The organism is Pseudonocardia lacus (genome assembly GCF_018531445.1).
In the GTDB taxonomy this organism is placed as follows: domain Bacteria; phylum Actinomycetota; class Actinomycetes; order Mycobacteriales; family Pseudonocardiaceae; genus Pseudonocardia; species Pseudonocardia lacus.
The window spans coordinates 1-24,510 of record NZ_JAHDTH010000124.1 but is presented as its reverse complement, the minus strand read 5'-3'; the positions used below and the strand labels follow the sequence as shown (position 1 = coordinate 24,510).

Sequence of the window (24,510 nt, the reverse complement as noted above, 5' to 3'; positions counted from 1 at the left end):
CGTTCGTCCAACCTGGTCGGACTAACGCCGCTCTCGTCCAGCCGGGTCAGCTCGACGGCGCCGCCGGAGGCGGTCCGACCGTCACCGCCCCCGCGCGAACAACACCTCCGAGAACGTCCTCAGGATGATCTTGACGTCCAGCCAGAGCGACCAGTTCTCGATGTAGTAGTTGTCGTAGCGGGCCCGGTCCGCGATCGACGTGTCCCCGCGCAGCCCGCTCACCTGCGCCAGCCCCGTCAGCCCGGCCTGCACCCGGTGCCGGTCGGCGTAGCGGTCGAACTCCTGGGAGAAGCGGCTGACGAAGTGCGGGCGTTCGGGGCGGGGGCCGACGAGGGTCATGTCGCCGCGGACGATGTTCCACAGCTGGGGGAGTTCGTCGAGGGAGGAGCGGCGCAGGAACCGGCCGACGGGGCCGACGCGGTCGTCGTTCGCGACCGTCCACGTGGTGGAGGCCTCGTGCTCGTCGGTGGGGCGCATGGAGCGCAGCTTGAGGCAGTCGAACTCGCGGCCGTCGCGGCCGACGCGGGGTTGGCGGAAGATCACGCCGGGGCCGCCCTCGATCCGGACGGCCAGCGCGCACGCCGCGATGATCGGGGACACCAGCAGCAGCGCCAGGCCGGCCACGACGACGTCGAAGACGCGCTTCACGACCCGGTAGGGCCCCCGCAGCGACGGCGTGCGGATCCGCATGATCGGGATGGAGCCGATGTGGTCGGACATGGCGGTGGCGGTGTTGAAGTACCGCAGCCGCGGCACGACGAGCAGGTCGGCCGGCATGCAGGCGGGGGTGCGGACGACGTCGAGCAGGTCGCGCTCGGAGAAGGCGCCGTCGGCGATGAGCAGCACGTCGGCCTCGTGGCGGGCGACGACTGCGTCGAGGTCGGCGAGGGTGCCCAGCCGGGGGGTGGCGGTGGCGGCGTCGTGCAGGTCGCCGTCGTCGACGAAGCCCTCCACGCACAGGCCGTAGCGCCGGTCGCCGTCCAGGGTCTGGACGAGTTCCAGGGCGACCGGGCCGCCGCCGATGATCACCAGGCGGTGCCGGGTGAGCCCGCGCTTGCGGCTCCAGGTGATGACGGCCGTGGTCGCCACCCGGCCGGCGACGACCAGGCCGATCGCCACCGCCACGTTGCCCAGGAACGTGGTGACCGACTCGGCGGCGTAGCGGGTGCCGATGAACAGCGCGACGACGGCGGCCGCGGTGAGCAGCCTGCCCAGGAGCGTGGGCAGTTCGTCGAGCACGCTCAGGTGCAGCCGGGCGCGGTAGCGGCCGCCGCCGGTGAGCAGCGCCAGCGACAGCGCGGCCATGGCGACCGTCGCCTTCCACTGGTGCTCGCTCCACAGGACCGGCAGCAGCAGGATGACGGCGTCGACGGGCAGCACCAGCATCCACGCCCGGATGCGGCGCACCAGCGGCAGCATCCGGCTCCGCACGGTCACCGGCCCCGGGTCGGCGCCGGTGGTCCGGGCGCGACCGGGAGACGATCTCCGCGGTGTCGGAGCGTGGCGTACGACACGCTGGTCAGTGGCACTCACATGGGTCCCCTCGGCAGAACTCCCCGACGCTCAACCACCTTGTCGATAGATCACCCGAAGGCGTTTCGGTGATCTCGTAACTAGGGGGTTTCGTCAGCGGGGAGTAACCGGGGCACCCGTACGGGGTGGGCTCAGCCGGACACGTCGGCCATCAGGTCGGATTCGATGACGGTGCGCAACCGGGCCAGCACGGCCATCATCGTCTCCACCATCTGGCGGGCCTCCTTGTTCGACCGCGCGGACGCGATCTCGCGGCGGGCGTCGCCCATGAAGCTGGTCAGCAGGGCCACCAGGACCCGGTTGACGGGGCTGTCGGGCGCGCCGAGGAGGCGGAAGTTGTCGCGGACCCACTTCTTGCTGCTGACCCGCAGCAGCTTCTGGAAGCCGGGCGGGCTGTCTCCGTCGTAGAAGACCTTGACCATGTCGCGGTTGCCCCAGGCAGCCGACATGTACGCCCGGGCACCCGCCTCGAACAGTTCGAACGGGTCGGCGACGCCGTTGGCCTTGGCGTCGGCGACGGCGGCGGCCGCGGCGGCCTGCTGCTCGTCGCGGTAGCGCTCCCAGAGCGCGGTGAACAGCTCGGCCTTGCCGCCGAAGTGGTGGTAGAGGCTGCCCACGCTGGAGCCGGCCCGCTCGACGACCTCCGAGACCGAGGCCTCGGCGAAGCCGCGTTCGGCGAAGACGGCGCGCGCGGCGTCGAGGAACTGGGCTCGGGTCTGCTCCGTGCTGCTCCACTGACGTGCCGCACGGCCGTCGCTCCGCATCGCCACCGCGCCTCCTCGAACCCACGACGCAACGGGTCCTCACCCGCTACGGTACGGCGCCGCGAACCGGTGCACCTACCCGGCGGGCGAGAACACCGGGATCGCCAACCGCTCGTCCCCGACCTCGTGATCCTCCCAGCCCACCCGCACCCGTTGTCCGATGTGGACGCTGTCCGGGTCGGCGTCGACCTCGGCCATCACCCGGAAGCCCTCGTCCATGTCGACGAGCGCCACGACGTAGGGCGCGTGGGCGCGGAAGAACGGGTGCCCGTGCTGGCGGACGACGGTGTAGGTGTAGATCTCGCCGAGCCCGGCCGAGTCGCGCACCTGCCCGCCGCCGTGGCGGCGCGGGAAGAACACGACGCGCCCGTCGTCGCCCACCTGGTAGGTCAGCCGGTGCTCGCCGGTGGCCCGCCAGAACGCGCCGGTGTCCGGGTCGGCGAGCGAGGGCAGCGGGCGCTGCGGAGCGGGCTTGCTCTCCGTGGACGTCACGTTCAGTCCTTCCCGAGGATGACGGTGGCGGCGGCGTGCCGGGTGCCGAGCAGCCCGCCGTTGCCGTGCGCGACGGCGGTGCGCGCGCCCTCGACCTGCGAGGTCGACTCGCCGCGCAGCTGCCGGGCCGCCTCGATGAGCAGGAAGATGCCGCGCATGCCGGGGTGGTTGGACGACAGCCCGCCGCCGTCGGTGTTCAGCGCCGGGGCGCCGGGGCGGTCCCAGCGCAGCCGCCCGCCCTCCACGAACGGGCCGCCCTCGCCCTTCTTGGCGAAGCCGAGGTCCTCCAGCAGGGTGAGCACCGTGATGGTGAACGAGTCGTAGATCATCGCGATGTCGACGTCCTCGGGTCGGACACCGGCCTCGGCGAAGGCGGGCGGGCCGCTGAGCACCGCGGCGCTGGTGGTGATGTCGCGGTCGTTGCCCGGGTAGCCGACGGCCTCGCCGGCGCCCAGCAGCCAGACCGGCGCCTTGGCGGTGTCCTTGACGACGTCGGCGGAGGCGATGACGACCGCGCCGCCGCCGTCGGAGACCAGGCAGCACTCCAGCAGGTGCAGCGGGTCGGCGATGGTGCGCGACCCGAGCACGTCGTCGATGGTGATCTCGCCGTTCTTCTTGATGCCCAGCGCGGTCAGCGCGGCGACGGCCTCGGGGTTGCGCACCGCGTGCGCCCGGGTGGTGACCGCGATCTCGGCGAGCTGCTCGGGCGTGGTGCCGTACTGGTGCATGTGCCGCTGGGCGACGAGCGCGTAGTTGGCGATGAGCGGCATCCCGAACGCCGCCTCCATGTTGGTGCCCGGGGCGACCGAGGCCATCGGCCGCGGCCCGCCGGTGCCGATGGAGCGCGAGTCGCTCTTCGCCGTCGAGCCGTAGGTCAGCAGCGCGACGCCGGCCTTGCCGGCGGCGATGTCGCGCATCGCGTGCGCCGCGTGGAACTCGTAGGAGCTGCCGCCGACGCCGGTGGTGTCGACCAGCCGCGGGGTGATGCCGAGGTACTCGGGGACGGCGATGCCGGCCATGGGCCCGGTCTCGCCGGCGTCGTAGACGGCGTCGACGTCGGCGAAGGTGAGCCCGGCGTCGGCCAGCGCCGCGGCCGCGGACTCACCCTTGATCTGCCAGGTGGACAGCCCGTCGACGCGACGGGACGGGTGCTCGTGGATGCCGACTATCGCCGCGGCGCGCGGAGCCATGCGGACCTCCCGGAAGGAGTGGAGTCGTAAGAGGGGCCCCCGAACGGGGGTACGTGGGTTGCGGAGGCGGCCTAGTGGAAGCCGACGCGGCCCTTGTCGATCACGACCGTGCCGTCGCCGGTGGCGGTGCGGAACAGCGCGGTCCCGGCGCCGACGCGCCAGATCGAGACGACCAGCTCGTCGCCGGGCAGCACCGGTCGGGAGAAGCGGCCGTACATCGAGTCGAAGCGGTCGGGGTCGTTGTCGCACAGCGCGCGCAGCAGCGCCCGGCCGGTGAAGCCGTAGGTGCACAGGCCGTGCAGGATCGGGCGGGGGAAGCCGCCGCGGGCGGCGAAGGCCGGGTCGGCGTGCAGCGGGTTGCGGTCGCCGGAGAGCCGGTAGAGGAGCGCCTGGTCGGGCCTGGTCTGGTACCGGACGACGTGGTCGGGCTCGCCGTCGGGCGCGGCCCAGTCGTCGCTGGGGCCGCGGTCGCCGCCGAAGCCGCCCTCGCCGACGATGAACACCCCGCTGCGGCTGGTGATCAGCGGCTTGCCGGTCTCCGCGTCGACGGCCGTGGCCTCGGTGGTGACCAGCGCGCCCTTGCCCTTGTCGTACATGCCGGTGATCGCCGAGGTGATCGACACCCGGCCGTCGACCGGCAGCGGGGCGTGCAGCTCGAAGCCCTGCTCGGCGTGCACCAGCTTGGCGGGGTCGAAGTCGCCCATCTTGCGGCCGCCGCCGCGGCCCTGCGCGGCCAGCACGGCGTAGGTGGGCAGCACCTTCAGCTCGACGCCCGCGGTGTTCTCGGTGGTGAACTCCAGCTCCTGCAGCGGGTCCTCGGCGCCGGCCCCCAGCCCCAGCGCGTAGAGCATCACGTCCTTGGAGTCCCAGGTCTTCTCGACCGGCTCGGACGTTTCCCCCACCAGGCTGTGGTCCAGCGTCATCGCTGCTCCCGATCGCGGAGTCGGTACCCGCAGGCACGATTTGGAACGAGGTTCTAAGACAGCATTGGGGCCGCCGGGCGCCCGTGTCAAGACCGTTGACAACGCTAACGACGGGCGGTGTCATGGCTACCGAACGCGATTCTAGGACGCCGATCCAGCATGCACGGACGCCGTGGTCCGGGAGGACAGACATGCCGCAGTCCACACGATCAGCGACGCTCGACGCGGGGCCGGCCGGACCCGGCGCCGGGCCCGATCCCACCGCCGCGGAGCTGACCGAAGCCCGCCGCAGGCTCGCCACTCCCGAGCGCCTGCGCTCCTTCTTCGCCCCTCGCAGCGTCGCGCTGGTCGGCGCGTCGGACTCCTCGGGCTGGGGCCAGTTCATCGTGGCCAGCCTGGCCACCTCCGGCTTCACCGGACCGCTGCGCCCGGTGCACCCCACCCGGCCGACCGCCTTCGACCGGCCCACCGTGCCGACCCTGCGCGACCTCGACGAGCCGGTCGACCTCGCCTACGTCCTGGCCCCCACCCGAGCCGTCGAGAGCGTCCTGGAGGACGCCGCCGCGGCCGGCATCCGCAACGCGATCGTGCTGGCCTCCGGCTACGGCGACGGCGGCGGCGAGCAGGGCCGCGCCGCCGAGGCCAGCCTGGTGCGCAAGGCCGTCGAGCTGGACATCACGCTGCTGGGGCCCAACTGCCTCGGCTACGTCAACGCCGCCGCGTCGGTCGCCCCGTTCGGGCTGGGCATCGTGCCCCCGCTGCGCCGCGGCCCGCTCGGGATCGTGCTCCAGAGCGGCGCGCTGACCAGCAACGTCCTCGCCTTCGCCCGGGCCCACCAGGTGGGCATCAGCCTGCTCACCTCGATGGGCAACGAGGCCGTCATCACCACAGCCGACGTCGTCGAGCACCTGATCGAGGACGACGACACCGAGGTCATCGGGCTGTTCCTGGAGTCGGTGCGCGACGCGCCCCGGTTCACCCGGCTCGCCGCCCGGGCCCTGGAGCGGGGCAAGCCGATCGTGGCGCTGAAGGTGGGCCGCACCGAGGCCGGGCAGCGCACCGCGCTCGCCCACACCGGCGCGCTGGCCGGCGACGACGCCGTGGTCGACGCCGCGTTCCGGCAGTTCGGGGTGATCCGGGTGGGCAGCCTGGAGCAGTTGCTGATCACCTCCGGGCTGCTCACCTCCGGGCAGGTGCCGAAGGGGCGCCGGGTCGGCGTGGTGACCGCCTCCGGCGGCGCCTGCGACATCATCGCCGACCGCAGCACCGACGAGGGCGTGCGCATCGTCGACTTCGCCGAGGCCACCACGGAGAGGCTGAAGGCCGTGCTGCCGCCCTTCGCCGCGGCGCACAACCCCCTCGACGTCACCGGGATCATCCTGGCCGAGCGCGGCTCCGCGCAGGCCGGGCTGGGCGACATGGCCCTGGAGGCGGTGGTCGACGACCCGGGCATCGACTTCGTGTTCAACATGCTGGCGCTGCCGGCCGTCGAGCCGCCCGACCCGAGCACGATCGAGCGGCGGGTCGCCCAGATCGCCACCTCCACCGAGCGCTCGCCCGTCCCGATCGTCAACTTCACCGCGACCTGCAGCGACCTCTCCCCCTACGCGCAGTCGCTGCTCGACCGCAACGGCCTGCACGTGCTGGCCGGGATCGAGTTCGGGCTGACCGCGATCGGGCAGGCCCTGCGCTGGCAGGAGACGCGCGCGCTGCGCCCCCGACCGCCGTCCACCGAGCAGGCGCCGGCGCCCGCCGGCATCCCGTCCGGCCCGTGGTCGGAGGCCCGCTCCCGCGACCTGGTCGCCGCGTCGGGGGTGCCGGTCGTGCCGGCCGAACTGGTCACCGACGCCGACGCGGCGGTGGCCGCGGCCGACCGCGTCGCCGGCCCGGTGGCGCTGAAGATCTGCTCGGCGGCGATCACCCACAAGTCCGACGTCGGCGGCGTCGCCCTCGGCGTGCACGGCGAGCGGGCGGTACGTGAGGCGTTCGAGCGGGTGCGCGCGGCCGGACGAGCGGTCTCGGACGACATCGAGGGCGTGCTGGTCAGCCCGATGCGCGCGCCGGCGACCGAGCTGTTCGTCGGCGTCACCGTCGACCCGTCGTTCGGGCCGGTGCTCGCGGTCGGGCTCGGCGGGGTGTTCATCGAGGTGCTCGAGGACGTCTCGCTGCGGCTGCTGCCGGTCGACGCCACCGAGGTGCGCCGGATGCTCGGCGAGCTGCGCGGCGCGGCGGTCCTGCGCGGCCCCCGCGGCACCCGCCCGGCCGACCTGGACCGGGTGGCCGAGGTGGTCGCGCGGGTCGCGGCCGCGGCGGGCGGGCTCGGCGCCGCCCTGCAGACCCTGGAGATCAACCCGTTGCGGGTCGACGGCGACTCGGTCGAGGCGCTGGACGTGCTCGTGGTGGCGCAGGACGGCAAGGCAGTCAGCGCAGTCAGCGCAGTCAGCGCAGTCAGTGCAGTCAGCGACCCGGACCCGGCTGGGTCCTGAGGGAGGGAAGGACATGGAACTCGACCTCGGTCCCGAGGCGGAGGCCTTCCGGAAGGAGGTCCGCGACTGGATCGCCGCCGCGGCTCCCGCCGGCCTCTCGCAGATGGTGGACTGGACCAGCACACCGCTGACCGGCGGCGACCGCGCGGCGTTCGAGAAGGCGGAGCACTCCGAGGAGTACGCGCAGTGGTCGCGGCGGGTGCACGCGGACGGCTGGATCTGCCCGACCTGGCCGACCAAGTTCGGCGGGCGCGGGCTGGGCCCGGTGGAGAACGCCATCTACTCCGAGGAGCTGGTGCGGGCGAACCTGCCGCGCATCCGGCGCGGATTCGGCGAGGGCATGGTCGGCCCGTCGATCATGGTGCACGGCACCGAGGAGCAGCAGAACCACTTCCTGCCGCGGATCATCTCCGGGGAGGACGTGTACTGCCAGGGCTTCTCCGAGCCCGGCCAGGGCTCCGACCTCGCGGGCGTGACCACCCGCGGCGTCGTCGACGGCGACGAGATCGTGATCACCGGCCAGAAGATCTGGACCTCCGGCTTCTACCGGGCGAACATGATCTTCATCATCTGCCGGACGGACCCGGACGCCCCCAAGCACAAGGGCCTGTCCTACGTCCTGACGCCGTTCACGGACAACAACATCGACGCCCGCCCGGTCAAGCAGCTGACCGGCTCCGCGGAGTTCGGCGAGGAGTTCATCGACGGCGCCCGCGCCCCGCTGTTCAACGTCATCGGCGGGCTCAACAACGGCTGGCGGGTCGCGATGACCACGCTGGGCCACGAGCGCGGCGGCAGCGCCACCACCGGCTACCTCAAGTACCAGCGCCAGTTCACCGAGCTGGTGGAGCTGGCCAGGGAGGTCGGCCGCGACAAGGACCCGGCGGTGCGCGACCGGCTCGCCTGGTGCCACAGCCACGTCGAGATCATGCGGTTCTCCGGGATCCGGCTGATGTCGCAGCTGGCCCAGGGCAAGGAGCCGGGACCGGAGGCCTCGATCAACAAGCTGTTCTGGAGCGAGTACGAGCAGGCCGTCGGCGAGCTGGCCGCCGACCTGCTCGGGGCGGGCGCGCTGGTCCGCCCCGACGGCGAGGGCTACAAGACCAGCAAGTGGCAGAACGTCTTCCTGGCCAGCCGGGCCGGCACCATCTTCTCCGGCACCAGCGAGATCCAGCGCAACATCATCTCCGAGCGGGCGCTGGGCCTGCCGCGCGAGCCGCAGGCACCGGCCGCGGCAAAGGCCGCCGCGGCCGTCGGGGGTGCGCGATGACCGCGAACCCGCTGAAGGGCCGGCTGGAGGGCCGCGTCGCCGTCGTCACCGGCGCCGGGCGCGGCATCGGCGCCGGGATCGCCAAGCTGTTCGCGGCCGAGGGCGCCGCCGTCGTGGTCAACGACCTCGGCGCCGAGCTCGACGGCAGCGGCGGCGGCGACGCCACCCCGGCCCAGCAGGTCGTCGAGGAGATCACCGCGGCCGGTGGCACGGCGAAGGTCGACGGCTCCGACATCTCCGACGTGGCGGCGGCCGAGGGGCTGATCCGCGGCGCGATCGAGGACTACGGCTCGCTGGACGTGCTGGTCAACGTGGCCGGCATCCTGCGCGACCGGATGATCTTCAACCTGGCCGAGCCGGAGTGGGACGACGTCATCCGCGTCCACCTCAAGGGCCACTACGCCACGACCAAGCCGGCCGCGGCCTACTGGCGCGAGCAGCGCAACCCGGACGGCCACTACCGGATCATCAACTTCACCTCGGTGTCCGGCCTGTACGGCGCGCCCGGCCAGCCCAACTACGCCGCGGCGAAGATGGGCATCGTCGGGCTCACCTACTCCTGCGCCAACGCGCTGGGCAAGTACGGCGTCACCGCGAACGCCATCTCCCCCGGCGCGGCCACCCGGATGACCGGGTCGATCCCGAGCGACCGCCGCCGCTCCGCGATGGACGACGACGAGATGTCCGCCGACAACATCGCGCCCATCGTCGGCTACATCGCCGGCCCGGCGTCGGACTGGCTCACCGGGCAGGTCATCGGGGCCCGCGGCTACGAGGTGCAGCTGCTCAACAGGCCGGCCCCGATCCGCCAGCTCAACTCCGACGCGCCGTGGGACCCGGAGAAGCTGGCCGACCTCGTCGAACGCGTCTTCAAGCCCGCCGTCAGCGGCCAGACCAGGTAGGGAGCGCCAGCATGCAACTCGTGTTCGACCCCGAGCAGGAGGAGCTGCGCCGGTCCGTGCGCCGCTTCTGCGACAACGAGATGCCCACCGAGACCGTCCGGGCGCTGATGGACACCCGCGACGCCCACGACCCGGCCCGCTGGAAGCGGATGGCCGAGCAGCTGGGCCTGCAGGGGCTGGTGGTCCCCGAGGAGCACGGCGGCAGCGGCGCGACGTTCGTCGAGCTGGCGGTGGTGCAGGAGGAGTTCGGCCGGGCGATCTTCCCCGGGCCGTTCCTGTCCACGCTGTTCGCCACCTACGCGATCCTCGACTCCGGCGACGACGAGGCGGCCAAGGACCTGCTGCCCGGCATCGCCGACGGCACGACGATCGCCACGGTCGCCAGCACCGAGCCCGACGGCCGCTGGGACCTGGCGGCCACCTCGACCACCGCGCGCGCGGACGGCCAGGGGTTCACACTGCACGGCACCAAGGCCTACGTGCCCGACGGCGCGCTGGCCGACCTGCTGCTGGTGGTGGCGCGCGGCGACGCCGGGCTGTCGCTGTTCGCGGTGGACCCGAACGCCGCCGGGGTCACCCGGACCGCGGTCAACACCCTCGACCAGACCCGGCCGATGGCCACCGTCGAGCTGGACGGCGCCGCCGGCCGGCTGGTCGGCACCGACGGCGGGGCGACGGCGTCGATGGCCGCCACCCTGGACAAGGTGGCCGTGCTGATCGCCCTGGAGCAGGTCGGCGGGGCGCAGCGGGCGCTGGACATGGCCGTGGAGTACGCCAAGCAGCGCCAGCAGTTCGGCCGGTTCATCGGCTCGTTCCAGGCCGTCAAGCACAAGGCCGCGAACGTGATGCTGCGGGTGGAGTCGGCGCGGGCGGCGGCCTACTACGGGGCATGGGCGATCGCCGGCGACTCGGCGGAGGTCCCGGCGGTGGCCAGCCTGGCCAAGGCCTACTGCTCGGACGCCTACTTCTTCGCCGCCGCGGAGAACATCCAGATCCACGGCGGCATCGGCTTCACCTGGGAGCACGACGCGCACCTGCACCTCAAACGCGCCGAGGCGTCCAAGCTCTGGCTGGGCGACCCGACGTTCCACCGGGCGAAGCTGGCCGACGCCATCGGGGTCTGAGCGGGAGCGGACGGGGGATCGAACGATCGGTGGTCGGGGTCGGGTCGGCGAGGGCGGGGCAGGACACCGAGCGCACCCGCATCCGGTACGCGTACCGGCTGCTGTCGGTGGTGTGCCTGGCGTCGCTGATGAGCGGGATCAGCAACAGCTCGCTCACCATCGCCCTGCCGGCGATCGTCTCCGGCCTGGACGCCACCCCGTTCGAGGCGAGCTGGGTGCTGATGAGCTTCCAGCTCGCGCACGTCACGCTGATGATCTTCTTCGGTCGGCTGGCGGACGTGTTCGGGCGCAGGTCGATGTACCTGACCGGCGTCGGGCTGTTCACCGCGGCGAGCCTGGCCGCCGGGGTGGCGCCCGACGTCGGGCTGCTGATCGGCTGCCGGGTGCTCCAGGCGATCGGCGCGGCGATGATCATCACGAACAGCGCGGCGCTGGTCACCGCCGCCTTCCCGCGCCGGCTGCTCGGGCAGGGCCTGGGTGTCTACATGGCCTCGTTCTCGCTGGCCCAGATGCTCGGCCCGACCGTGGGCGGGGTGGTGACCACCGAGTTCGGGTGGCGCTGGACGCTGCTGCTCAACGTCCCGATCGGGGTGGTGTGCCTGCTGTGGGGCCTGCGGGTGATGGAGCGGGTGCCGCGCTCGCGGGAGCGGGTCGCGCTCGACCCGGCCGGCAACCTGCTGGTGCTGGTCGGGCTCGGCGGGCTGCTGGTGGCGCTGTCGCAGTCGGGCAGCACGGGCTGGCTGGACCCGGTGGTGCTGGTCGGGCTGGCCGCGTTCGCGCTGGCCGTGCCGGTGTTCCTGGTCGTCGAGCGGCGGGTCGCGTTCCCGGTGGTCGACGTGCGGCTGTTCCGCGATCCGGTCGTCGGGATCGGGGTGCTGTCGGGCTTCCTGGGCACGATGTCGCGGTTCGCGGTGGTGCTGCTCATGGGGCTGTACTTCCAGGCCGCCCAGGGCGACACGCCCAGCGAGGCCGGCATCAAGGTCCTGCCGCTGGCGGTGGCCTCGATCGTGTCGTCGCCGGGGGCCGGGCTGCTGATGCGCCGGGTGCGGGCCCGCACGGTGGCGGCGCTGGCGTCGTCGATCTCGCTGGTCGGGATGGTCCTCCTGCTGCTGGTCATCGACGTGCGCACGCCCTACTGGCTGCTCATCATCGCGGTGCTGGTGATCGGCCTGGGCTCCGGCGGGTTCGTCCCGGCCAACAGCACCGCGATGCTGCAGGACGTGCCCCCGGACCGGCTCGGCATCACCAACGGCGTGCGGCTGATGGCGCAGAGCTCCGGGGTGGTGATCAGCACCGCGGTCTCGCTGACCCTGATCAGCCTGCCGCTACCGGCCCCGCTGCGCGGGCAGGTGCTGGAGGGCTCGATCGCCCAGCTGTCCCCGGACGCCCTCGGCGATCTGGTGACCGGGTTCCGCTGGGCGTTCGGGCTGATGGCCGTGATGACCGCGCTGTGCGTGCTGACCTCCCTGGTCGGGCGGCGCACGGCGGCACCCGCGGGAGGCCCGCCCGCGGTGGCGGTCGACGACAACTGAGCTGACCGACGGACTCTGGAGGAGCTGATGGGAGACCTGGACGGCAAGGTCGCGCTGGTCACCGGGGCCAGCCGCGGCATCGGGGCGGCGATCGCGCGCCGGCTGGCCGCGGCCGGCGCCTCGGTCGCGGTGTCCGCGCGCACCGTCGCCGAGGGCGAGTCCCGCTTCGCCGGCACGATCGCCGGGACCGTGGCGCAGATCGAGTCCGTCGGCGGGCGGGCGATCGCGGTGCGCGCCGACCTGGCCGTACCGGCCGAGCGCGAGTCGCTCGTCGAGCAGGTGACCGCCCGGCTCGGACCGATCGACGTGCTGGTCAACAACGCCGCGGTCACCTGGTTCACCCCGGTCGTCGACTTCGGCGAGAAGCACTACGCGCTGATGTTCGAGGTGCAGGTGGCGGCGCCGTTCGACCTGTCGCGCCGCGTCGTGCCGGGCATGCGCGAGCGCGGCGGCGGGGCGATCCTCAACATCTCCTCGCGGGCCGCGATCCACCCGCCGCCCACCCGGGCCGGGCGCGGCGGCACCGTCTACGGCATGTGCAAGGCCGCGCTGGAGCGCTTCTCCACGGGCCTGGCCGGCGAGCTGCACCCGGACGGCATCCGCGTCAACGCGCTGTCCCCGGTGAAGGTCGTGCCCACCCCGGGCACGCTGTTCCACCACCTGACCACCGAGGACGACCCGAACGCCGAACCCGACGACGTGATGGCCGAGGCCGCGTACGCGCTCGTCCGGCCGACCCCGGCGGGCGCCGAACCGCTCACCGGCCGCGTCACCTACTCCCAGGAGCTGCTCGACGAGCTGGCCGCGAACGCCCCGTCGTGAGCGAGCTCGCGAGCTCACCATCGGCAGCGCCCGGCCCGCCGCCCGGGTGGGTCCGGGTCGACTGCCACCTGCACACCGTCGCGTCCGGGGACGCCGTGCTCGGCCTGGAGGAGCTGGCCGAGCGGGCCGTCGCCGAGGGCGTCGACGTGGTGTTCGTGACCGACCACCACGAGGTCTACGCCGCGCTGGAGCTGCGCAGGCGCGATCTCGGCGTGCGGATCGAGGTGGGCGAGGAGATCCGGACCCCGGACGGCGAGCTGCTCGGGCTGTTCCTGCGCGAGCGCATCCCGTACGTGCTGCCGACGGCGGTGGTGATCGAACGGGTCGCGGCGCAGGGCGGGCTGGTCGGGCTGCCGCACCCCTACGACCCGGTCCGGTCGGGCACCGGCGCGGTGGCCGACGAGCTGTGCGCGAGCGGGGCCGTGGCGTTCGTCGAGGCGTTCAACGCGAAGGTCGGGGACGCGGCGCACAACGCGGAGGCCGCCGCGCTGGCCGCGCGGCACGGACTTCCGGTGAGCGCCGGCTCGGACGCCCACGACGCGGCCGGCGTCGGGGCCGCCTGGGTGGAGATGCCGGACTTCGACGGCCCGTCCGCGTTCCTCGACGCGCTGGGCCGCGGACGCCTGGTCGGGGAGCTCAGACCGCACGCGCTGCGCTACCCGAGGGCCGTGCGCGCGACCGGCCCCGGTCCGGCCGGTAACGGTTCAGCCGCAGTTCAGCGGCCGTCCGGGCGCTCCCGGGACGAGCCTTGACAGCACACGGTGGCGTGCATCACGATCGAGATACGTTCTAGAGCCTGATTCTAAACCCGGCTTCGGACCGCTCGCTCCCGGCGAGCGCACCCGCCCCAACGAGGAGGCTGCGTGCACCCGCAACCCTTGCTGGAGGTCGACGACCTCCACGTCGAGTTCAGCACCGCGGACGGCCCCGTCGAAGCCGTCGCCGGGGTGAGCTTCACCGTCGGCGCCGAGGAGACCGTCGCCGTCGTCGGCGAGTCCGGCTCCGGCAAGAGCGTCACGGCGCTGGCCGTGCTGAAACTGCTCGACGGGGGCCGGATCAGCCGCGGCCAGGTCCGCTTCGACGGCAAGGACCTCGCCCCGCTCAACCCGAAGGCCATGCGCAAGGTCCGCGGCAACGACATCGCGATGATCTTCCAGGACCCGATGACCTCGCTCGACCCGCTCTACTCGGTCGGGCACCAGATCGTCGAGGCGCTGCGGCTGCACCGCCGGGTCACCAAGCGGGCCGCCCGCGAGCGCGCCGTCGAACTGCTGGAGCAGGTCGGCATGCCCGACCCGCGCCGGCGCCTCGCCTCCTACCCGCACCAGCTCTCCGGCGGCCAACGGCAGCGCGTCATGATCGCCATCGCGCTGGCCTGCTCGCCGCGGCTGCTGATCGCCGACGAGCCCACCACCGCGCTCGACGTCACCATCGAGGCCCAGATCCTGGAGCTGCTGCACGACCTGCAGCGCGAGTACCGCACCGCGATGCTGCTGGTCACCCACGACATGGGCGTGGTCGCCGAGACCGCCGACCGGGTCGTCGTCTTCTACGGCGGGCAGGTCGTCGAGCAGGGCCCCACGGCCCAGGTCCTTCGCAACCCCCAGCACCCCTACACCGCCGCACTGCTGGCCGCCATCCCGCACCCCGACTCGGCCAAGGAGCGCCAGCTCCCGGCGATCCCCGGCGCCGTGCCCGCGCTGCGCGACATGCCCGCCGGCTGCCGGTTCAACCCGCGCTGCGCCATGGCGTGGGAGGCGTGCACGCACGAGGTCCCGCCGCTCTACGAGCTGCCCGGCGGGCGCACCAGCCGCTGCCTGCTGCACCGCGAGGGCGGCGGCAGCGCCGTCGTGGCCCCGCCGGCGCCGCCGCTGTCCGCCGAGCTCGCCCCGGCCGGACCCCCGCTGACGACGCGGAAGGGGATCTGATGGCCTCCCCCGCCACGCAGGTCGACCCCGCCGCCACCCCCGGGGCGCCGCTGATGGAGGTCACCGACCTCGTCAAGCACTTCCCGATCACCAAGGGCCTGCTGCGGCGCACCGTCGGCCACGTCCGCGCCGTCGACGGCGTCAGCTTCACCATCGGCGCCGGCGAGACCGTCGGCCTGGTCGGCGAGTCCGGTTCGGGCAAGTCCACGGTCGCCCGGCTGGTGCTGCGGCTGCTCGGCCCCACCGCCGGCTCGGTCAAGTTCGACGGCCGCGAGATCGCGGGCCTGAGCCAGCGCGAGCTGACCCCGCTGCGGCGCAACATGCAGATCGTCTTCCAGGACCCGGTCAGCTCGTTCGACCCCCGGATGACCATCAGCTCGGTGATCACCGAACCGCTGGAGGCACAGGGGATCTCCTCGGGCAAGCAGGCCCGCGACCGCGCCGCCGAGCTGCTCGACCTGGTCGGCCTGTCCGGCCGCGACCTCGACAAGTACCCCCACCAGTTCTCCGGCGGGCAGGCCCAGCGCATCGGCATCGCCCGCGCGCTGGCCACCAACCCGCGGCTGCTGGTCTGCGACGAGGCCGTCTCGGCGCTGGACGTCTCCGTGCAGGCCCAGGTGCTCAACCTGCTGCGCAAGCTGCAGGTCGAGCTCGGGCTGAGCTACCTGTTCATCGCCCACGACCTCAACGTCGTGCGCTACATCTCCGACCGCATCTGCGTCATGTACCTGGGCCGGATCATCGAGCAGGGCCCGGCCGAGGCGGTGATGACCGACCCGCAGCACCCCTACACCCGCACCCTCGCCGGCGCCATCGCCGCCGACCCGCGCACCGGCGGCGGCACCCGCCGGGTCGTCGTCCGCGGCGAGATGCCCAGCCCCAGCAACCCGCCGTCGGGCTGCCCGTTCCACCCGCGCTGCCCGCAGGCCTTCGACCGCTGCTCCACCGAGGTGCCGGCGCCGCTGCCCGCCGGCGAGGGCGGGCGCACGGCGTCCTGCCACCTGCTCGACATCACCCCGACCAACGGGAAGGCGGTCCGATGATCGAGTACGTCGTCCGCCGGGTGCTCTACGGCCTGCTGGTGATCGCCCTGGTCACCGTGTTCGTCTTCCTCACCCTGCGGCTCATCCCCGGCGACGTCGTCCGCCTGCAGCTGGCCGACGCGCCCGGCGTCACCCAGGAGCAGCTCGACGCCCGCGCCGCCGCCCTCGGCCTCGACCAGCCGCTGATCACCCAGCTGTTCAAGTTCCTCGGCGACGCGTTCACCGGCGACTTCGGCATCTCCTTCCAGAGCCAGCAGCCGGTCACCTCGATCATCGCCGAGCGGCTCCCGATCACCCTGCAGCTCGGCCTGATGGCCCTGGTGATCAGCATCGCGCTGGGCATCCCGCTGGGCCTGCTGGCCGCCTACAAGCAGAACAGCTGGCTCGACCAGTCGCTGCGGGTCGTCTCGGTGGCCGGGCTCTCGATCCCGAACTTCTGGCTCGGCCTGCTGCTGGTCACCTACCTGGCGATCTGGTTCTCCTGGTCGCCGCCGCTGGTGTACCGCAGCCCCGGCGAGGACCTGGTCTCCAACCTGACCCAGATGGCGCTGCCGGCGCTGGCACTGGGCGTGTCCGGCATGGCCGCCATCGCCCGCATGCTGCGCTCGTCGCTGCTGGAGGTCATGCGCTCCAACTTCGTGCGCACCGTCCGGGCCAAGGGCGCCCCGGAGCGCACCGTGCTGTTCACCCACGCCGTGCGCAACTCGCTCGTGCCGGTGTTCAGCCTGATCGGCGTGCAGGTCGGGGGCATCCTCGGCGGCACCGTCATCCTCGAGTCGATCTTCGCCATCCCCGGGATGGGCTCGATGATCTTCCAGGCGGTCCAGATGCGCGACTACCCCGTCGTCCTCGGGGCGGTCGTCGTGTTCGGCGCCGTGTTCGTCACCGTCAACCTCGTGGTCGACCTGCTCTACGGAGTGATCGACCCACGGATCCGGTACGCGTGAGGGAGCGCACATGAGCGAAGTCGACGCCGGACCCGCCACCGTCGTGGCCCCGCCGGCCGTGCGCGCCCGCGCCGGGCGCCGCGGCCTCGGCCGGCTGCTGCGCACCCAGCCGCTGGGCGCCGTCGCCGCCGTGGTCATCGTGCTGTTCGTAGCCGCGGCCGCGCTGGCCCCGTTCATCGCCCCGTTCGACCCCACCGCGCAGCACCGCGACGCGTTCCTGGCGGTGCCCGGCTCGCCCTACCTCATGGGCACCGACGACCTGGGCCGCGACATCTTCAGCCGCGTCCTCTACGGGGCCCGCACGTCGCTGCTGGTCGCGGTGTGCACGCTGGTCGCCGGCGGGATCATCGGCATAGTCATCGGGGTCGCGTCCGGCTACTTCGCGGGCGGCTGGGTCGACACCCTGCTGCAGCGGATCATGGACACGCTGATGGCCATCCCCGGCATCGTGCTGCTGCTGTTCATCGCCGCCCTGCTCGGCCCGAGCATCCGCAACACCGTCATCGCGCTGTCGCTGCTGGTCATCCCGACGTTCAACCGGGTATCCCGCGGCGAGATGCTGCGCATCCGCGAGGAGCTCTACGTCGAGTCGGCCCGGGCCAGCGGCTGCAGCACGTGGCGCATCCTGCGCCGGCACGGCCTGCCCAACCTGCTGGCCCCGATCCTGGTCGTGGCCAGCCTGACGTTCGCGATCATCATCATCGCCGAGTCGGCGCTGTCCTTCCTGGGCATCGGCACACCCCCGCCGACGCCGTCCTGGGGCGCGATGCTCAGCGACGGCTCCCGCTACATGGAGATCGCCCCGTGGATGGTGGTCTTCCCCGGCGGCGCGCTCACCCTCGGCGTGCTCGCCTTCAACCTGCTCGGCGACGCCATGCGCGACTTCTTCGACCCGAAGCAGTCGAGCCGCTAGCCCGTTCCCGTCCCTCCTCCTGCCCCCTACTGACGCACGTTCGATCCCAACGTCGGGAGTCCTCATGCGCAGCCTCAGCCGGATCAGAGTCGCTCTGGTCATCCTCATGGTCGCCCTGCTGGGCACCGCGTGCTTCAGTCCCGCGAACACGGGCGGGGGCGGCGGCGCGCTCGACCAGGAACGACCCCTGCAGCAGGACGCCGGGCCGCCGCAGCCCGGTGGCACGTTCCGCTACACCCTCCCGTCGGACGCCAAGTCGCTCGACCCGCACACCCAGTCGTCCTACAACACCCACATCGCCATCGGCTCGACCTACAGCAAGCTGGTCGACTACAAGACCGGCCCGGACATCCCCTACGGGGCCTCCGAGCTGGAGGGTGACCTGGCCGAGACCTGGAACGTCTCCCCCGACGGCCTGACCTGGACGTTCAACCTGCGCAAGGGCGTCAAGTGGCACAACACGGCCCCGGTCAACGGCCGTGAGTTCACCTCGGCCGACGTCATCTGCACGATGGACCGCATCCGCGCGCTGCCCGGCCAGCAGGTCGGCCAGCTCGCCACCGTCGCCGGCTGGACCGCGCCCGACCCGTACACCGTGGTCTTCACCCTGAAGACGCCCTACGCCGAGTTCGACACGAACATGGCCGGGCACTTCATGTGGATCCTGCCCTGCGAGGGCACGTCGGGGCAGTTCGACCTGAACACCCAGGCCATCGGCACCGGCGCCTACGTCATGGAGACCTGGAACCGCGACCGGGAGCGCGTGCTGGTCAAGAACCCCGACTACTTCGTCGAGGGTCAGCCCTACATCGACCGGATCCAGATCTCGATCGTGCCCGACCAGGCCGCCTCGCTGGCCGCGTTCCGCACCGGGCAGACCGACTTCCTCTCCACCCTCTCGCTGGACAAGACCCAGGCCGAGAAGGTCATGGCCGAGGACCCGGACGCCGTGCTGTTCCGCGAGGCGGGCCTCACCGAGACCCGCGTCTTCATGAACCAGGCCAAGGCCCCGTTCGACAAGCTGGAGGTCCGCCGGGCCGTCGCCCTGGCCATCGACCGCAAGGCGATGGTCGCCGCGATCCGCGCGGGCGGCAACGAGACCGGCCCGGTCAGCCCGACCCTGTTCGGCGGCCTCCCCGCCGAGGAGTCCGCGAAGCTGCAGCCCTACGACCCGGAGCAGGCCAAGCAGTTGCTCGCCCAGGCCGGCCTGCCCGACGGCTTCACCGCCAAGATGATCGTCACCGACGGCTACGGCGCCAACGTCGTCCGCGAGGCCCAGTGGGTCCAGGAGGACCTGGCCAAGGTCGGCATCAAGGTCGAGCTCGACGTCCAGGACTACGCGACCTACTTCACCGAGAGCTGGGCCCAGAAGAACTACGACATCGGCTACGGCCTGCAGACCCCCTTCCTCGCCGCCGACGACTACCTGACCGGCGAGTGGCTCAGCACCGGCGCCCGCAACTGGTACAACATCAACGACCCGCAGCTCGACGAGATGATCAACGCGCAGCGCGGCGAGCTGGACGACACCAAGCGCGAGCAGATGCTGCTCGACACCCAGCGCTACATCATCGAGAACGTCTCCAACCCGATCCCGCTCTACGTCTACGACGGCCTCTCCATCTACAAGAGCTACCTGCACGACGCGTGGTCCCACCCGGACTACGGCACCCGACACCAGGCCCGCATGTGGCTCGGCCCGGAGGCCCCGGGCCGCACGGGGTAACGGGTCAGCTCGCTCGGACAGCGTGGCCCGGCTGTGCCGGGGAGCCGCCGCCGATCCTCGGCGGCGGCTCTCCCACGTTCAGCGCCGCCTGCCCTCCGGGGTGTCCGCGCAACACGGGGCGGCCCTCGCAGCGCAGACTGTGTCCGCGCAGCGCAGACTGTGTCCTGGCAGCGCGCCGGCGGGCTGCCAGGACCCACCAGGCGCTGCGCGGCGCAGCCGGGCCTGCGAGGACCCGCCAGGGCGGGGCGCGCAGCACGGGGCGGGGCGCGCAGCACGAGGTGCGTCCTCGCAGGGCGAACTGGGCCTCGCAGCACGGGGCGCGGCCTCACAGCGCGCCGGCGGACTGCGACGACCCACCCTGCGCTGCGCGGCGCAACTGGGCCTGCGAGGACGCCCCGGGGCCGGGCGCGCAGCACGGAGCGGGCCTCGCCGCACGAGGTGCGGCCTCGCAGGGCGAAGTGGACCTCGCCGCACGGGGTGCGGCCTCGCAGCGCGCCGGCGGACTGCGAGCACCCACCGCGCGCTGCGCGGCGCAGCCGGAGAACGCCCCAGGGGGCCGGGCGCGTAGCGCGGGATGGGCCTCGCAGCACGAGGTGCCCCCTCGCAGCACGGGGTGCGTCCTCGCAGCACGCCGGCGGACTGCGAGCACCTACCGGGCGCTGCGCGGCGCAGCCGGGCCTGCGAGAACGCGCGCAGGGGCCGGGCGCACAGCACGGGATGGGCATCGCAGCACCAGGTGCGGCCTCACAGCGCGCCGGCGGGCTGCGACGACCCACCGGGCGCTGCGCGGCACAACTGGGCCTGTGAGAACGCCCCGGGGCCGGGCGCGCAGCACGGGGCGGGCCTCGCCGCACGAGGTGCGGCCTCGCAGGGCGAAGTGGGCCTCGCAGCGCGGGGCGCGGCCTCACAGCGCGCCGGCGGGCTGCGAGCACCTACCGGGCGCTGCGCGGCGCAACCGGGCCTGCGAGAACGCGCGCAGGGGCCGGGCGCACAGCACGGGATGGGCATCGCAGCACCAGGTGCGGCCTCGCAGCACGCCGGCGGACTGCGACGACCCACCGGGCGCTGCGCGGCACAACTGGGCCTGCGAGAACGCCCCGGGGCCGGGCGCGCAGCACGGAGCGGGCCTCGCCGCACGAGGTGCGGCCTCGCAGGGCGAAGTGGACCTCGCAGCACGGGGCGCGGCCTCACAGCGCGCCGGCGGACTGCGAGCACCCACCAGGCGCTGCGCGACGCAGCCGGATCTGCGAGAACGCCCGGGGGGCCGGGCGCGCAGCGCGGGGTGGGTCTCGCAGCACGGGCCGTGTCCTCGCAGCGCGCCGGCGGACTGCGAGCACCCACCAGGCGCTGCGCGACGCGGCCGGGCCTGCGAGGACGCCCCCGGGGCCGGGCGCGCAGCACGGGGTGGGCCTCGCAGCACGGGGTGGGCCTCGCAGCACGGGGTGGGTTGTGGCAGCGCGCCGGCGCACTGCGAGGACACGCCCAGGGCTGCGAGGTGACGCGGACCTCGGCTCAGCCCACGGCGTCGAGGGCCTGCCGGACGTCGGCGACGAGGTCGGCGGTGTCCTCGCAGCCCGCTGAGTACCGCACCAACCCCGGCGCCACCGCGTCGCCCCACCGCTCCCGGCGGTCCGCCGTCGACTGCAGCCCCCCGAAGCTCGTCGCCGACCCCGTCAGCCGCGACGCTCCGAGGAACCGCCCGACGGCGTCGACCGAGGGCAGCGTGAACCGCAGCACCCCGTTCCACCGCCGCATCTGCCGCGCGGCGACGGCGTGCGCGGGGTCGGACGGGTGCCCGGGCCACCGGACGTCGGTCGCGGCGGGGTGCGCCAGCAGCAGTTCGACCAGCGCGGCGGCGTTCGCGGCCTGCCGGGCCAGCCGGAGGTCGAGGGTGCCGAGGCCGCGGTGGGCGAGCCAGGTCTCCAGCGGGCCGGGGATGGCGCCGCCGCGGGTGCGGGCGGCGCGCAGGGCGGCGGCCAGCTCCGGGTCGCGGGTGCTGACGTGCCCGAGCAGGACGTCGCCGTGGCCGGCGAGGGCCTTGGTGTCGGAGGCGACGGTGAGGTCGGCGCCGAGGGCCAGCGGCGATTGCCCGAGCGGGGTCGCTGTCGTGTTGTCGACGGCGAGCAGCGCGCCGGCGGCGTGCGCGGCCGCGGCGGCGGCGGGGATGTCGCGGACGTCCAGGCCGGGGTTGGACGGGGTCTCGGCCAGCACCAGGCCGGCGCCGTCCAGCGTCGGCCACTCGCCCACCGTCGGGACCTCGCGGATCGCCACCCCGAGCGGGCCCAGCTCGGCGTGCGCCAGCGCGCGGGCCTGGTAGTAGCCGTCCGACGGCAGGACGAGCCCGCCGCGGGCGGCGCCGATGCGCAGCACGGCGGCGATGGCGGCCATGCCGGAGGCGAACAGGACGCATTCGCCGCCGTCGAGCTCGCCGATCGCGGACTCCAGTGCGCGCCAGGTGGGGTTGTCGGAGCGGCCGTAGAAGTCGGCCGGGGTGGGCTCGTCCGGCGGCCCGAGGTGGAACGGCGCCGACAGCACCGGGCCCGCGTGCAGCGGCTGCCCGGTCACCGGGTCGGGCTGCCCGCCGTGCACGCACCGCGTCCCGTCCCCGTCGAGAACGACGCCGTCGTGATCAACAGACACGGATGACCACGATAACGTCGTTCTCGACGCGGGGGGCGTCACTCGTGGCGGGGGGCCCGGGTGATGAGCTCCTTGCCCATCTCCGCGGCGGAGAGCCCTTCGTGGCAGACGCGGCGCACGGCGTCGGCGATCGGCAGTTCGACGCCGTGGCGCTCGCCGAGCGCGCAGATCGACGTGCACGACTTCACGCCCTCGGCGACCTGGCCGTGGTTGGCCTCCTCGGCCTCGGCCAGGCTCTGCCCGCGGCCGAGGCGCTCGCCGAAGGTGCGGTTGCGCGACAGCGGCGACGAGCACGTCGCCACCAGGTCGCCGAGCCCGGCCAGGCCGGCGAACGTCATCGGGTCGGCACCCAGCGCGACGCCGAGCCGGGCCGTCTCGGCCAGCCCGCGGGTGATCAGCGAGGCGGTGGTGTTGTGGCCGTAGCCCATCCCGGCGGCCATCCCGCAGGCCAGCGCGATGACGTTCTTGCCGGCCCCGCCGATCTCGCAGCCCACGACGTCGGTGTTGGTGTAGGAGCGGAAGTAGCCGGTGGTGCAGGCGTGTTGCAGGGCGACCGCGCGGTCGTGGTCGGTGCAGGCGATGACGGTGGCCGTGGGCTCCTCGGCGGCGATCTCGCGGGCCAGGTTGGGCCCGGAGACGACGGCGACCCGGTCCGGCGCGACCCCGGCCACGTCGACGACGACCTGGCTCATCCGCTGCAGCGTGCCCAGCTCCACGCCCTTGGCCAGGCTGACCAGCGTGCTGCCGGGCGGCAGCAGCTCGCGCCAGCCGACCAGGTTCCCGCGCAGGGTCTGCGACGGCACCGCCAGCACGACGGCGTCGGCGCCGGACAGCGCGGCGGCGGCGTCGGTGGTGGCGGTGAGCAGCCCGGGCAGCTCGACGCCGGGCACGTAGTCGGGGTTGGTGTGCCGCTGGTTGATCGACGCCGCCACCTCGGGGCGCCGGGCCCACAGCCGCACCTCGCGCCCGGCGTCGGCGATGACCTTGGCGAACGCGGTGCCCCACGACCCCGCGCCGAGCACGGCCACCCTGCGGACCTCGGTCATCGCGGGGCCTCCCGGCGGAAGAACTCGGTGGGCGCGGGCTCGCCGCGCACGTCCGCCAGCAGCGCCCGGACGCGGACCATCAGCAGGTCGGTGACCTCGCGCAGCAGGGCGGCGTCCAGCGGCCGGTCGCGGTAGGCGGACAGGTCGACCGGCTCGCCGCAGCGGATGGTGATCGGCTTGCGCGGCAGCGGACGGAACCGCTTGTTGTAGCCGTCCAGGACGTCGCGGGTGCCCCAGTGCACCATCGGTACCACCGGCACCCGGGTGGACAGCGCCAGCCGGGCGACGCCGGTGCGCGAGTACATCGGCCAGACGGCGGGGTCGCGGGTGATCGTGCCCTCCGGGTAGATCACCACGACCTTGCCCGAGTTCAGCGCGTCGACGCCGGCCCGCAGGCTCTGCTGGGCCTCCGCCGAGTCGCGGTACACCGGGATCTGCTGGGCCCCGCGCAGCACCCGGCCGAACACGGGAACCTTCCACAGGCTGTGCTTGGCCAGGAACCGCGGCACGCGGTGGGCCCGGTGCACGACCAGCCCGGAGTAGATGGGGTCGAGGTGGGAGATGTGGTTCGCCACGACGAGCGCGCCACCGCTGGCCGGGATGTGGGTCAGCCCCTGGTAGCGCGCCCGCCCGACCAGCCAGCCGAACGGGTAGAAGAAGGCCGCGCAGAACGCGATCCAGAATCCGCCCTTCTCTCGCTTTCGCACACGTTCCTCCCACTTCGGCGGCACTCCCGCAGAGTCTTCCCGGCCGGACCTGTCGGGTCCACCACCGGGGTCTCACCCCTGGCCGTCGCGACGGGCACCATGGAGGGGTGAGTCCGACGATCGCGGCGGTCGACCTGGTGGTGCCGGTCAAGCCGCTGCATGCGGCGAAGACGCGGCTGCGCGGCGCGGCCGACGGGGGGCTCGGCGAACCCGCCGCGCACGCCCGGCTGGCGCTGGCGCTGGCCCACGACACGGTGGCCGCGGTGCGCGGCTGCCCGGCCGTGCGCCACCTGCTGGTGGTCAGCTCCGACCCGGTCGTCGCGGCCGAGTTGGCCGCCGTCGGCGTCGAGGTCGTGCCGGACGGCCCGGTCAGCGGGCTCAACGCCGCCTACCGCCGCGGCGCTGCGCTGCTGCGTGGGCGCGACCCGGCCGCCGTCGTCGGCGCGCTGCAGGCCGACCTGCCGGCCCTGCGCCCCGACGAGCTGTGCGGCGCGCTGGGCGCCGCCGCCACCCTGTTCGCCG

20 protein-coding genes and 1 pseudogene are annotated in these 24,510 nt (G+C 73.4%); 13 read left to right on the top strand and 8 right to left on the bottom strand.

Features of this window, described 5'->3' with window-relative positions; all coding sequences use genetic code 11:
• Positions 1 to 81 precede the first annotated feature (81 nt).
• The 5 genes from KIK08_RS24215 to KIK08_RS24195 all read right to left on the bottom strand — a co-directional run bounded on the left by KIK08_RS24215 (position 82) and on the right by KIK08_RS24195 (position 4,902).
• The gene (locus KIK08_RS24215) at positions 82 to 1,437 is read right to left on the bottom strand and encodes a sugar transferase (RefSeq protein WP_308257841.1); all 1,356 of its coding nucleotides are present in this window, start codon (positions 1,435 to 1,437) and stop codon (positions 82 to 84) included.
• A gap of 227 nt (positions 1,438 to 1,664) precedes the next feature.
• Entirely contained in the window at positions 1,665 to 2,297 is a 633-nt protein-coding gene (locus KIK08_RS24210) for a TetR/AcrR family transcriptional regulator (protein WP_250557709.1), read from the bottom strand.
• A gap of 75 nt (positions 2,298 to 2,372) precedes the next feature.
• Complete coding sequence (locus KIK08_RS24205) at positions 2,373 to 2,789, bottom strand: Zn-ribbon domain-containing OB-fold protein (protein ID WP_308257840.1); 417 nt, start codon at positions 2,787 to 2,789, stop codon at positions 2,373 to 2,375.
• A 2-nt stretch (positions 2,790 to 2,791) separates the two neighbouring features.
• A complete protein-coding gene (locus KIK08_RS24200) occupies positions 2,792 to 3,979 on the bottom strand; it encodes a thiolase C-terminal domain-containing protein (RefSeq protein WP_214405536.1) in 1,188 nt (395 codons plus the stop codon).
• Between the two features lie 71 nt (positions 3,980 to 4,050).
• Entirely contained in the window at positions 4,051 to 4,902 is an 852-nt protein-coding gene (locus KIK08_RS24195; RefSeq protein ID WP_214405535.1) for a MaoC/PaaZ C-terminal domain-containing protein, read from the bottom strand.
• 191 nt (positions 4,903 to 5,093) lie between these two features.
• Between KIK08_RS24195 and KIK08_RS24190 the strand changes: the two genes are divergently transcribed.
• The 12 genes from KIK08_RS24190 to KIK08_RS24135 all read left to right on the top strand — a co-directional run bounded on the left by KIK08_RS24190 (position 5,094) and on the right by KIK08_RS24135 (position 19,595).
• The gene (locus tag KIK08_RS24190; protein WP_214405534.1) at positions 5,094 to 7,388 is read left to right on the top strand and encodes an acetate--CoA ligase family protein; all 2,295 of its coding nucleotides are present in this window, start codon (positions 5,094 to 5,096) and stop codon (positions 7,386 to 7,388) included.
• 13 nt (positions 7,389 to 7,401) lie between these two features.
• A complete protein-coding gene (locus KIK08_RS24185; RefSeq protein ID WP_214405533.1) occupies positions 7,402 to 8,658 on the top strand; it encodes an acyl-CoA dehydrogenase family protein in 1,257 nt (418 codons plus the stop codon).
• Positions 8,655 to 9,560 (top strand): SDR family NAD(P)-dependent oxidoreductase, encoded by a 906-nt coding sequence (locus tag KIK08_RS24180; RefSeq protein ID WP_250557703.1) that lies wholly within the window; start codon positions 8,655 to 8,657, stop codon positions 9,558 to 9,560. Before KIK08_RS24185 ends, KIK08_RS24180 begins: the two co-directional genes overlap by 4 nt.
• Positions 9,561 to 9,571: 11 nt before the next feature.
• Positions 9,572 to 10,684 (top strand): acyl-CoA dehydrogenase family protein, encoded by a 1,113-nt coding sequence (locus KIK08_RS24175; protein ID WP_214405532.1) that lies wholly within the window; start codon positions 9,572 to 9,574, stop codon positions 10,682 to 10,684.
• 29 nt (positions 10,685 to 10,713) lie between these two features.
• The gene (locus KIK08_RS24170) at positions 10,714 to 12,216 is read left to right on the top strand and encodes an MFS transporter (protein WP_214405531.1); all 1,503 of its coding nucleotides are present in this window, start codon (positions 10,714 to 10,716) and stop codon (positions 12,214 to 12,216) included.
• 27 nt (positions 12,217 to 12,243) lie between these two features.
• Positions 12,244 to 13,038, top strand: a complete 795-nt coding sequence (locus tag KIK08_RS24165; RefSeq protein WP_214405530.1) for an SDR family NAD(P)-dependent oxidoreductase — start codon at positions 12,244 to 12,246, stop codon at positions 13,036 to 13,038.
• Positions 13,035 to 13,790, top strand: coding sequence for a PHP-associated domain-containing protein (locus tag KIK08_RS41885; RefSeq protein ID WP_214405529.1), 756 nt, complete (start codon positions 13,035 to 13,037; stop codon positions 13,788 to 13,790). The genes KIK08_RS24165 and KIK08_RS41885 overlap by 4 nt, the downstream gene beginning before the upstream one ends.
• A 111-nt stretch (positions 13,791 to 13,901) precedes the next feature.
• A complete protein-coding gene (locus tag KIK08_RS24155) occupies positions 13,902 to 14,966 on the top strand; it encodes an ABC transporter ATP-binding protein (RefSeq protein WP_214405528.1) in 1,065 nt (354 codons plus the stop codon).
• A complete protein-coding gene (locus KIK08_RS24150) occupies positions 14,966 to 16,009 on the top strand; it encodes an ABC transporter ATP-binding protein (protein WP_214405527.1) in 1,044 nt (347 codons plus the stop codon). Before KIK08_RS24155 ends, KIK08_RS24150 begins: the two co-directional genes overlap by 1 nt.
• A complete protein-coding gene (locus KIK08_RS24145) occupies positions 16,006 to 16,956 on the top strand; it encodes an ABC transporter permease (protein ID WP_214405526.1) in 951 nt (316 codons plus the stop codon). Before KIK08_RS24150 ends, KIK08_RS24145 begins: the two co-directional genes overlap by 4 nt.
• A gap of 10 nt (positions 16,957 to 16,966) precedes the next feature.
• Positions 16,967 to 17,869 (top strand): ABC transporter permease, encoded by a 903-nt coding sequence (locus tag KIK08_RS24140; RefSeq protein WP_214405525.1) that lies wholly within the window; start codon positions 16,967 to 16,969, stop codon positions 17,867 to 17,869.
• Positions 17,870 to 17,933: 64 nt separating this feature from the next.
• Entirely contained in the window at positions 17,934 to 19,595 is a 1,662-nt protein-coding gene (locus KIK08_RS24135) for an ABC transporter substrate-binding protein (protein ID WP_214405524.1), read from the top strand.
• Between the two features lie 1,512 nt (positions 19,596 to 21,107).
• Here KIK08_RS24135 and KIK08_RS24130 read toward each other — a convergent pair.
• The 3 genes from KIK08_RS24130 to KIK08_RS24120 are packed head-to-tail and all read right to left on the bottom strand — an operon-like array spanning position 21,108 to position 23,988.
• Positions 21,108 to 22,235, bottom strand: coding sequence for a cystathionine gamma-lyase (locus tag KIK08_RS24130; protein ID WP_214405523.1), 1,128 nt, complete (start codon positions 22,233 to 22,235; stop codon positions 21,108 to 21,110).
• A 38-nt stretch (positions 22,236 to 22,273) separates the two neighbouring features.
• Positions 22,274 to 23,281: an NAD(P)H-dependent glycerol-3-phosphate dehydrogenase gene (locus tag KIK08_RS24125; protein WP_214405522.1), complete on the bottom strand. Its 1,008-nt coding sequence runs from the start codon at positions 23,279 to 23,281 to the stop codon at positions 22,274 to 22,276.
• Entirely contained in the window at positions 23,278 to 23,988 is a 711-nt protein-coding gene (locus tag KIK08_RS24120) for a lysophospholipid acyltransferase family protein (protein WP_214405521.1), read from the bottom strand. Before KIK08_RS24120 ends, KIK08_RS24125 begins: the two co-directional genes overlap by 4 nt.
• 107 nt (positions 23,989 to 24,095) lie before the next feature.
• Between KIK08_RS24120 and KIK08_RS24115 the strand changes: the two are divergent.
• A pseudogene (locus KIK08_RS24115) lies at positions 24,096 to 24,510 on the top strand (2-phospho-L-lactate guanylyltransferase); the annotation flags it as partial.